Here is a 9,571-nt window from a genome sequence, read left to right as displayed (position 1 = left end):
CGATGCGGTGTTTCAGGAAGACCGCAAACTCAGGTATTACGACTGCTTCGCAGCCGAACGCAGGCTTCGCCAGCTGCTACAACAATTGCGTTACCACAGAAATTGCTTAACTGATCGGCATTAGGGCTTGCCCGCGAAGGCGTCATCTCTGACAGCATCAATCTCAGCCACCAACCGCATATTAAGCCGCAACCCCGTCCCGGTATTCTGAGCCCAAAGGCGCCCGCCCTGCCGCCGCACCGCATTCCTCGCAATGCTCAGCCCCAACCCAAACCCACCATCCCCAGGCCGCGAGCCGTCGAGTCGAATGAACGGGCAGAAGATCCGCTCAATATCGGCCTCAGCCACCCCGCCGCCCTCATCCTCCAGCCACAAATGCCAGAAGTCGCCGTCGCGCTTTGCGCCGAGACTCACCACACCGCCTGTGGGTGAATGACGAATGGCGTTGCGCAGAAGGTTTTCCAGTGCCTGCGCCAAGGTGTTCAGGTTGCCGCGAACCCAACACGATGAATCCACGGTGCAGTGCAATTGACTGCTTGGCCAGCCACTTTCATAGCAGGCATTTTCCGTGAGCATTTCCCATAGCGCCTGAATCTGGATCGCTTCATCGGGCAACGGTGAGCGCTCGGTGTCGAGCCAGGCCAGTTGCAGCGTGTCTTCCACCAGACGCTGCATGCCATCGACTTCCCGACCGATACGCTCGCGCAACGCAGCCAACCCCTCCTCGCTTTCGCTGGCCACCCGCAATCGGCTCAGCGGTGTGCGCAGTTCGTGGGACAGGTCACGCAGCAATTGTTGCTGCAAGGCCACGGTGCCTTGCAGGCGCTCGGACATGTGATCGAAGGCTCTGCCCAATTCACCGAGTTCATCCGAACGATTGGTCGTGCTGCTCGACAAGCGCACGTTCAACTGGTCCGCCCGCCAGGCGTTGGCCTGTTCGCGCAGACTGTTCAATGGCACGACCAGCAGTCGATACAGACCGACGCATAACAACAGCGTGAACAATCCCGGAATGATGCCGTTGGTGACCACGCGCCAGAACAACCGGTATTGCCCTGGAACAAAGCGCTGAGGCAGTTCGATCACCAGGCTGCCGACCGCCGGGTCCTTTGGAAAAGGGATGCGCAACCATGGCAAGCCTTTGGTATGGCGACTGGTTGGCCAATCAAGCCCACGCAAAAAGGTCAGGCGCTGAACTTCTTTTTCCGTCAGCGGATAGCTGCTCAACGACTGCAAATCAGCGCCGATGACACCGACCCACGACGTCTCGCGCTTGCCGATACCTTCCAGCCAGACATCAACGCCTGCGCTCTGGCGTTGATTCCAGGCTTGCTCGGCTTCGGCGGCATAACCGGTCAGCGTGAGGCGGGCCTCTTCGGACAAGAACAGGTTTTTCTGTTCCATGTACCGGCCCCAGGACCAGCTCAACCAGATCATCAACAGACAAAACGCTATCAGCAGACAGGCGAGTTTCCAGAACAGTGAGTGCCGGCCCGGCAGGTCAGACCATTTCATCGGCAGCACTCAATACGTACCCCTTGCCCCAGACCGTGCGCACTTCCCGCTCGGTATAGCCGATGCCTTTGAGTTTGCGGCGGATCTGACTGATGTGCATATCGAGGCTGCGGTCATGGGCAGCGTAACCGCGTTGCAGCACGTGCTGATAAAGAAACGCCTTGCTCAACACTTCATCGTCATTGCGATTGAGTGTTTCCAGCAACCGATACTCACTGCGGGTCAGGCCGGCGGCGTGTTCGCCATAGAAGACCTCACACAGCTCATCGTCGAAACGCAGACTGTCCGTCTCACGGGTCACGGGTGCCGGCGCCGGTCGACGGTCGAGCGCCACCCGACGCAGGATCGCTTCGATGCGTACCCGCAACTCAGCCATGCTGAACGGTTTGGGCAAGTAGTCATCGGCGCCCAGGCGAAAACCGCTGATGCGATCCTCCTCGGCGCCCAATGCCGACATCAGCACCACCGGGGTGGAATGGCTCTGGCGCAGTTGCGTCAACACATTGAGCCCGTCCAGGCCCGGCAACAGAATATCCATCAACACCACATCGAAGGCTTGCTGACGCGCGATGGCCAGACCTTCCTGGCCGTTCTGGCACCAGGTCACCTGAAAACCACAACGGCCCAAATGTTCGTGCACATAGGCACCGAGCACCAGGTCGTCTTCGATGGAAAGGATTCGGGGATGGCCAATCGACATGGGAGTCATCAGTATCTGCAAATAATTCTCAGTTGAGTGATTATTCAAGATTGCCTGCCGATGGGCAACCCAAGGTTTGCTCTGGCGTCAAAAGCAGCGCGGTAGCCGACGAATGACGACATCAATTTTACGAAGATTGCCTGCCTGCAACTCGCTACACTGCCCGGGTGGCGCGTACGGGACGTACACGCAGGTCAATCAATCGCTGGATGCAGGAGAGATGCGTGCTCAAGAAACTGGGAATTAAAGGCCGCGTGCTGTTGCTGACCTTGTTGCCGACGACGTTGATGGCATTGGTCCTGGGCGGCTATTTCACCTGGATGCAGCAATCCGACCTGCAATCCCAGCTGCTGCAGCGCGGCGAGATGATTGCTGAACAGCTGGCGCCGCTGGTGGCCCCGGCCATGGCTCACCAGGACAATGACCTGCTTGAGCGCATCGCTACCCAGTCGCTGGAAACGGCGGACGTGCGCGCCGTGACCTTCCTCGCCCCCGACCGCACGCTGCGGGCCCACGCCGGCCCGACCATGCTCAATCAGGCACCGGTGGGCAACGGCTCGCAGATGCTGCGCCGCAGCGGCAACGATGCGACGCGTTATCTGCTGCCGGTGTTTGGTAAGCACCGCAACCTGGCCGGCGACTTGATTCCCGATGAAGCCAACCGCCTGCTGGGCTGGGTCGAAATCGAACTGTCCCACAGTGGCATGTTGCTGCGTGGTTACCGCAGCCTGTTTGCCAGCCTGCTGCTGATCGCCGCCGGTCTGGCCGGCGCGGCGCTGCTGGCATTGAGGATGGGGCGCACCATCAATCGGCCGATCAGTCAGATCAAACTGGCGGTGGCGCAACTCAAGGACGGTCATCTGGAAACCCGCCTGCCGCCGCTCGGCAGCCAGGAACTGGATGACCTGGCGTCCGGCATCAACCGCATGGCCGGCACCCTGCAAAATGCCCGGGAAGAATTGCAGCACAGCGTCGACCAGGCCACTGAAGACGTACGGCAAAACCTGGAAACCATCGAGATCCAGAACATCGAGCTGGACCTGGCGCGCAAGGAAGCCCTGGAAGCGAGCCGGATCAAATCCGAGTTCCTGGCCAACATGAGCCATGAAATCCGCACGCCGCTCAACGGCATTCTCGGCTTCACGCACTTGCTGCAAAAAAGCGAACTGACACCACGCCAGCTCGACTACCTGGGCACCATCGAAAAGTCCGCCGACAGCCTGCTGGGGATCATCAACGAGATCCTAGACTTCTCGAAAATCGAGGCCGGCAAACTGGTGCTCGACAATATTCCGTTCAACCTGCGCGACCTGCTGCAAGACACCCTGACCATACTCGCCCCGGCGGCCCACGCCAAACAGCTGGAACTGGTGAGTCTGGTGTATCGCGACACGCCACTGTCGCTGGTGGGCGACCCGTTGCGGCTCAAGCAGATCCTCACCAACCTGGTGAGCAATGCAATCAAATTCACCCGCGAAGGCACCATCGTTGCCCGCGCCATGCTTGAAGAAGAGCATGAAGACAGCGTGCAACTGCGCATCAGCATTCAGGACACCGGCATCGGCCTGTCGAACCAGGATGTGCGCGCGCTTTTCCAGGCGTTCAGCCAGGCCGATAACTCCTTGTCCCGGCAACCCGGCGGCACGGGGCTGGGGCTGGTGATTTCCAAGCGGCTGATTGAACAGATGGGCGGCGAGATTGGCGTCGACAGTACACCGGGCGAAGGGTCGGAGTTCTGGATCAGCCTGAGCCTGCCCAAGACCCGCGATGATGCCGAAGACCTGCCAGGCGCTCCCCTGCTCGGGCGCCGCGTGGCGGTGCTGGAAAACCATGAACTGGCACGACAGGCCTTGCAGCATCAACTGGAAGATTGCGGCCTGAGCGTAACGCCGTTCAATACCCTGGAAAGCCTGACCAATGGCGTGACCGGCGCGCACCAGACCGATCAGGCCATCGACCTGGCAGTGCTTGGCATCACCAGCAACGACATGCCACCGGAGCGTCTCAACCAGCACATCTGGGACCTCGAACACCTGGGCTGCAAAGTCCTGGTGCTGTGTCCAACCACCGAGCAAACACTGTTCCATCTCTCGGTGCCTAACCCGCACAGTCAGCTTCAGGCCAAACCGGCCTGCACCCGCAAACTGCGTCGGGCCTTGTCCGATCTGGTCAACCCCCGTCAGCAGCGCACCGAACCGGGTGAACCGGTGTCCAGTCGCGCGCCGAAGGTGCTCTGCGTCGACGACAACCCGGCCAACCTGTTGCTGGTACAAACCCTGCTCGAAGACATGGGCGCCAAGGTGCTGGCCGTGGAAAGTGGATACGCGGCGGTCAAGGCGGTGCACAACGAAACCTTCGACCTGGTGTTGATGGATGTGCAAATGCCCGGCATGGATGGGCGTCAAAGTACCGAAGCGATTCGTCTGTGGGAAAGTGAACGGCATTGCACACCGCTGCCGATCGTGGCGCTCACCGCCCATGCCATGGCCAATGAAAAACGTGCGCTGCTGCAAAGCGGCATGGACGATTACCTGACCAAACCCATCAGCGAGCGACAATTGGCGCAGGTGGTGTTGAAGTGGACAGGCCTTGCCCTGCGCAATCACGGGCCGGAACGTTCCAGCGACAGCCACGGCGGCGGTCATGATTTGCAGGTGCTCGACCCCGAGGAAGGTTTGCGTCTGGCTGCGGGTAAAGCGGATCTGGCGGCGGACATGCTGGCGATGTTGCTGGCCTCGCTTGAAGCCGACCGCGAGGCCATTCGCACGGCCCGGGAAAGCAACGACCAGAATGCATTGATCGAGCGCGTCCATCGCTTGCACGGGGCAACCCGTTATTGCGGCGTCCCGCAACTGCGAGCGGCCTGCCAGCGCAGTGAGACGCTGCTCAAGCAACAGGACTCGAAAGCGCCCGGCGCACTGGAAGAGCTCGAACGGGCGATCAATCGCCTGGCCGCTCATGCCCGTATTAATGCTTGATGCAGTGCAATAGAGCGGATCACCATCAACGGTAAGCTCGCCGGCCTTTGTAGCAGCTGCCGAAGGCTGCGTCCGGCGGCGCAGCCGTCGTAAATCCAGTAATCGCGGTTTACCTGGTACACCGCAGCGCCTGATTTTACGACGGCTGCGCCGCCGAACGCAGGCTTCGCCAGCTGCTACCTAAAGCCTTGACCGAGTTATCCAGGAGGATTCATGCGCACGATTCTTTTCAGCAGCCAGACCTACGACCGCGACAGTTTTCTGGGCGCCGACCTGCCCGTCGGTATCGAGCTGCACTTTCAGTCAGCGCGGCTGAGCCTTGACACTGCGACACTGGCGCAAAAGCACGAAGTGGTCTGTGCCTTTATCAATGACGACCTCAGCGCCCCGGTGCTGGAATGTCTGGCGGCGGGGGGCACGCGCCTGATCGCCCTGCGCTCGGCCGGTTTCAATCATGTTGATCTGCCCGCGGCCAAGCACCTGGGTCTTGCAATCGTGCGCGTCCCGGCCTACTCGCCACACGCGGTGGCCGAACATGCGGTGGCGCTGATCCTGGCACTCAACCGCCGCTTGCACCGTGCCTATAACCGCACCCGCGAAGGTGACTTCAGCCTTCATGGGCTGACCGGCTTCGACCTGGTGGGCAAGACCGTCGGCGTGGTAGGCACCGGGCAGATCGGCGCGACGTTCGCCAAGATCATGAACGGTTTCGGCTGCCGGTTGCTGGCCTATGACCCCTACCCCAATCCGCAGGTCGAAGCCCTGGGCGCTCGCTACTTGAGCCTGCCGGAACTGCTCGCCGAGTCGCAGATCATCAGCCTGCATTGCCCGCTCACCGAGCAAAGCAAACACCTGATCAACCGCGAATCACTGGCGCACATGCAACCTGGCGCAATGCTGATCAACACCGGGCGAGGTGGTTTGGTGGACACCCCCGCACTGATCGACGCATTGAAGGACGGCCAATTGGGCTATCTGGGGCTGGATGTGTACGAAGAAGAGGCGCAGTTGTTTTTCGAAGACCGCTCCGACCTGCCGCTGCAAGACGACGTGCTGGCGCGGTTGCTGACCTTTCCAAATGTGATCATCACCGCGCACCAGGCCTTCCTGACCCGCGAAGCGCTGGGCGCGATTGCCGCGACGACCCTGCAGAACATCGTGGCCTGGGCGGCCGGCACGCCGCAGAATCAGGTCGAGGGCTGATCGACTCAGTCCCTGGACCTTATCCGTTCCTTCAATGTGCAAAAGCGGGCGCCATGCCATGAGTCAGCGGGGCGGTTGAACCTGATCGAAGGTCACCTGCCCGCGCCATGCTGCGCGCAAGCCCGTGATAGCATGTCGCGCCTATTTGGAGGACCCATGGTCGAACACGATTTCCGCTACACCCTGATGAACCCGCAACACACCCTCACCGAATGCCGCGCCCTGGTGCCGGGGCGTTATCAAGTCACCGGTAACGGCGGCTCGATCCGGATTGGCGACGTGCTGGTAGTGACCCTTAAAGGCAGCAAGGACTTGTCCATGCGCCTGACCGTCGAAACGGTTCGCCATTTGATCAACCCGCCAGGCCAATGGGTCGCGGTGAGCAGTGGCCCGGTGTTCGGCGAATTGGCGATCCACACTTGGGAAGTCAATTGCGACAGCTGTGCCAAAGCGCTGAGCTTTGAGTTCGCGGTCGACGCCAAGCTCGGCAACAAGGCTGAAAAGCCCGCTGCCACGGTGCGGATTGCCGAGCTGGGCTGGACCTCTGTCGGCGAGAAACACCTGTGCCCGAAATGCCAGTGACCGCCGTGATGAAACGTTTCGCGCTGACCGCTTTGGTCGGTGCCAGCCTGCTGGGATGCGCCGCTGAGCCAGTGCAACTGGAAAAAAATCGAAGCTACATTCTGGAATGGATCGGCGAATATCCATTGATGGACTACAGCCACCTGACTGTCACCCTCGGTGAAGACGGCCGGGCCTATGGCAGTGGCGGCTGTAACCATTGGTTCGCGCCGTACACCCTGGAAGGCAACAAGTTGAGCTTCGGCAAGATCGGCAGCACCCGCAAGCTGTGTGCACCCGCGCTCATGGAGCAGGAAAAGCGCTTCTTGCAGGCGCTGGAAGGCGTACAGCGCTGGGACGTTTCACCGATTGAGCAGATGCGCTTCTGGCCGGCGCAAGGCAAGCCATTGCGATGGTGGCTTGAAGAGAGCTAATCGGCGCGACGCAGCCTTTGTAGCAGCTGGCGAAGCCTGCGTCCGGCTGCGAAGCAGTCGTAAAACCTGAAAATGCGGTCTAACTGTAAGACCGCATAGCCTGATTTCACGACTGCTGCGCAGCCGGACGCAGGCTTCGCCAGCTGCTACGGATCGCGTTACGGCTTAAAGCTCGTTTCACTTGAATGCCTGCAACGCCTCAAGCTTTTCCATCAACCCCGCCGCCGTCTGCTCGCCCATCAATTGCTCGCGCACCTTGCCTTTGTTATCGATGATGTACGTCACTGGCAGGGCTTCACTGCGCGGCAGTTCAAAAAGATCGGCCGGGTCTGAAGCCAGTACCGTGAACTTGATCCCCAGTTTCTCGCTGGCGCTTTTCAGTTCTTCGCCCTGCACATTGTCGAAGTTGACGCCGAACACGCCGATCTTCTTGTCCTTCAATTGATCAGCCAACGCATTCAACTGCGGGATTTCGGTCCGGCATGGCCCGCACCATTCGGCCCAGTAATTGAGCACCACCCATTGTTTGTCCAGCCGTTCGGACGCAACTTTCTGGCCGTTCTGGTCCACGCCATAGTCGTTGCCACAGCCCCCCAGCATCAACGCCCCGAAAATCGCCAATGCCGCTGCCAGTCGCCTTGTCATGTCGTGTTCCTTGTTCAAAATTGAATGCGCCTGCGACCCATCGCCTCGCAAGGTTCAGGATTACGCGCTGCACAGTTAGAATAGCTGCCACTTTACGCAAGAAGCGACCCGCCCATGACCGATCTGACGCTTTATCACAACCCGCGCTGCTCGAAATCCCGCGGTGTGCTCGAACTGCTCGAAGCCCGCGGCCTGGCCCCGACCGTCGTCCGCTACCTCGAAACCCCGCTGGACGCTGCGCAAATCCAGCGTTTGCTGACAAAGCTTGGCCTCAGCGCCCGACACCTGTTGCGCACTGGCGAGGACGAATACAAAACCCTCAACCTGGCTGACAGCAGCCTGAGCGAAGCGCAATTGATCGCGGCCATCGCGGCTCACCCGAAACTCATGGAGCGCCCGATTCTCGAAGTCGGCGACAAAGCCGTTATCGGCCGTCCACCAGAAAACGTGCTGGAGTTGCTGCCGTGAGCGCACCCTACATTCTGGTTCTGTATTACAGCCGCAGCGGCTCGACCAATGAAATGGCCCGGCAAATTGCCCGTGGCGTCGAGCAGTCCGGGATGGAAGCTCGCCTGCGCACCGTGCCGGCGATCTCCACCGAATGCGAATCCGTAGCGCCCGACATTCCGGACACAGGTGCGCTGTACGCCAGCCTCGATGACTTGAAGAACTGCGCGGGCCTGGCCTTGGGCAGTCCGACCCGTTTCGGCAACATGGCGGCGCCGCTCAAGTACTTCCTCGACGGCACCAGCAACCTGTGGCTGACCGGCGCGCTGGTGGGCAAGCCGGCCGGCGTGTTCACCTCCACCGCGAGCCTGCACGGCGGCCAGGAAACCACCCTGCTGTCGATGATGTTGCCGCTGCTGCACCACGGCATGCTGATCACCGGCCTGCCCTACAGCGAATCTGCCTTGCTCGAAACCCGTGGCGGCGGCACGCCATATGGCGCCAGTCATCACGCCGGGGCCGATGGCAAAAGCGGCTTGAATGAACACGAAGTGGCGCTGTGCCGGGCCTTGGGCCTGCGGTTGGCAAAGACGGCGCAAAAGCTGGGGAACTGACGTGGCCAAGAAGCCGAAGATTCTGCCCTCCATTGAATGGCTCGAACCGCGGGTACGGGCAATGCGCATCGTCAGCCTGCTGTGTTTTTTCGGGCTGGTTGGGCTGTTGTGCGCCTACTACCTGGTGTTTGCCGACCTGCATGGCGCGCGGCCGTGGGTGATTTTGCTGATCGAACTGGTGCCCCTGCTATTGCTCGCACCGGGAATGATTATCGGCAGCGCCCGTGGGCATTCGTGGATGTGTTTTGTGGTGAACCTGTATTTCATCAAGGGCGCACTGGCGGCGTATGACCCGAACCGGCAGCTGTTTGGGTTGCTGGAGATGGGAGCGAGTCTGGCAGTGTTCTGCTCAGCGCTGTTGTATGTGCGGTGGCGGTTTCAGCTCAATCGCAAGTTGGCGGGGGAAGGCGAGATCTCCGTCGCCTGATAGACCGCTATCGCTGGCAAGCCAGCTTCCACAGGGGATGGGTGAAC

Annotated in this window: 10 protein-coding genes; 7 read left to right on the top strand and 3 right to left on the bottom strand. The window is 60.6% G+C overall.

Translation table 11 applies throughout. The annotated features are described in order from the left end of the window. Window positions 1-120: 120 nt before the first annotated feature. Together J2Y56_RS08650 and J2Y56_RS08645 are read right to left on the bottom strand one after the other, a co-directional pair. Window positions 121-1,515, bottom strand: a complete 1,395-nt coding sequence (locus J2Y56_RS08650) for a sensor histidine kinase (RefSeq protein ID WP_310349749.1) — start codon at window positions 1,513-1,515, stop codon at window positions 121-123. Continuing rightward, window positions 1,502-2,224 carry a response regulator transcription factor gene (locus tag J2Y56_RS08645; protein WP_310333905.1) on the bottom strand — a complete coding sequence of 241 codons (723 nt, stop codon included), beginning with the start codon at window positions 2,222-2,224 and terminating at the stop codon, window positions 1,502-1,504. The genes J2Y56_RS08650 and J2Y56_RS08645 overlap by 14 nt, the downstream gene beginning before the upstream one ends. 215 nt (window positions 2,225-2,439) lie before the next feature. On the opposite strand from J2Y56_RS08645, the gene J2Y56_RS08640 reads away from it, so the two are divergent. From J2Y56_RS08640 to J2Y56_RS08625, 4 genes are all read left to right on the top strand, one after another. Beyond that, window positions 2,440-5,193 carry a response regulator gene (locus tag J2Y56_RS08640; protein ID WP_007946837.1) on the top strand — a complete coding sequence of 918 codons (2,754 nt, stop codon included), beginning with the start codon at window positions 2,440-2,442 and terminating at the stop codon, window positions 5,191-5,193. Between the two features lie 213 nt (window positions 5,194-5,406). Continuing rightward, window positions 5,407-6,396: a 2-hydroxyacid dehydrogenase gene (locus J2Y56_RS08635; protein ID WP_310349747.1), complete on the top strand. Its 990-nt coding sequence runs from the start codon at window positions 5,407-5,409 to the stop codon at window positions 6,394-6,396. A gap of 156 nt (window positions 6,397-6,552) precedes the next feature. Continuing rightward, window positions 6,553-6,978: a hypothetical protein gene (locus J2Y56_RS08630; protein WP_007946834.1), complete on the top strand. Its 426-nt coding sequence runs from the start codon at window positions 6,553-6,555 to the stop codon at window positions 6,976-6,978. 8 nt (window positions 6,979-6,986) lie between these two features. Continuing rightward, window positions 6,987-7,391 carry an META domain-containing protein gene (locus tag J2Y56_RS08625; RefSeq protein WP_310349745.1) on the top strand — a complete coding sequence of 135 codons (405 nt, stop codon included), beginning with the start codon at window positions 6,987-6,989 and terminating at the stop codon, window positions 7,389-7,391. A 177-nt stretch (window positions 7,392-7,568) separates the two neighbouring features. Here the strand turns inward: J2Y56_RS08625 and J2Y56_RS08620 are convergent, their stop codons facing one another. Beyond that, window positions 7,569-8,036, bottom strand: a complete 468-nt coding sequence (locus tag J2Y56_RS08620; protein WP_310349744.1) for a TlpA disulfide reductase family protein — start codon at window positions 8,034-8,036, stop codon at window positions 7,569-7,571. Window positions 8,037-8,150: 114 nt separating this feature from the next. Here J2Y56_RS08620 and arsC point away from each other — a divergent pair, with 114 nt between their 5' ends. From arsC to J2Y56_RS08605, 3 genes are read left to right on the top strand one after another with little or no spacing between them, the layout of a single operon-like run. Beyond that, the gene (gene arsC, locus J2Y56_RS08615) at window positions 8,151-8,504 is read left to right on the top strand and encodes an arsenate reductase (glutaredoxin) (protein ID WP_310349743.1); all 354 of its coding nucleotides are present in this window, start codon (window positions 8,151-8,153) and stop codon (window positions 8,502-8,504) included. Further along, window positions 8,501-9,097 (top strand): NAD(P)H:quinone oxidoreductase, encoded by a 597-nt coding sequence (gene wrbA, locus J2Y56_RS08610; RefSeq protein WP_007946830.1) that lies wholly within the window; start codon window positions 8,501-8,503, stop codon window positions 9,095-9,097. Before arsC ends, wrbA begins: the two co-directional genes overlap by 4 nt. A 1-nt stretch (window position 9,098) precedes the next feature. Next, window positions 9,099-9,524 (top strand): DUF2069 domain-containing protein, encoded by a 426-nt coding sequence (locus tag J2Y56_RS08605; protein ID WP_007946827.1) that lies wholly within the window; start codon window positions 9,099-9,101, stop codon window positions 9,522-9,524. Window positions 9,525-9,571 lie beyond the last annotated feature (47 nt).

This window comes from Pseudomonas sp. BE134, from assembly GCF_031456105.1.
GTDB lineage: Bacteria > Pseudomonadota > Gammaproteobacteria > Pseudomonadales > Pseudomonadaceae > Aquipseudomonas.
This window is presented reverse-complemented; position numbering and strand designations above follow the sequence as displayed.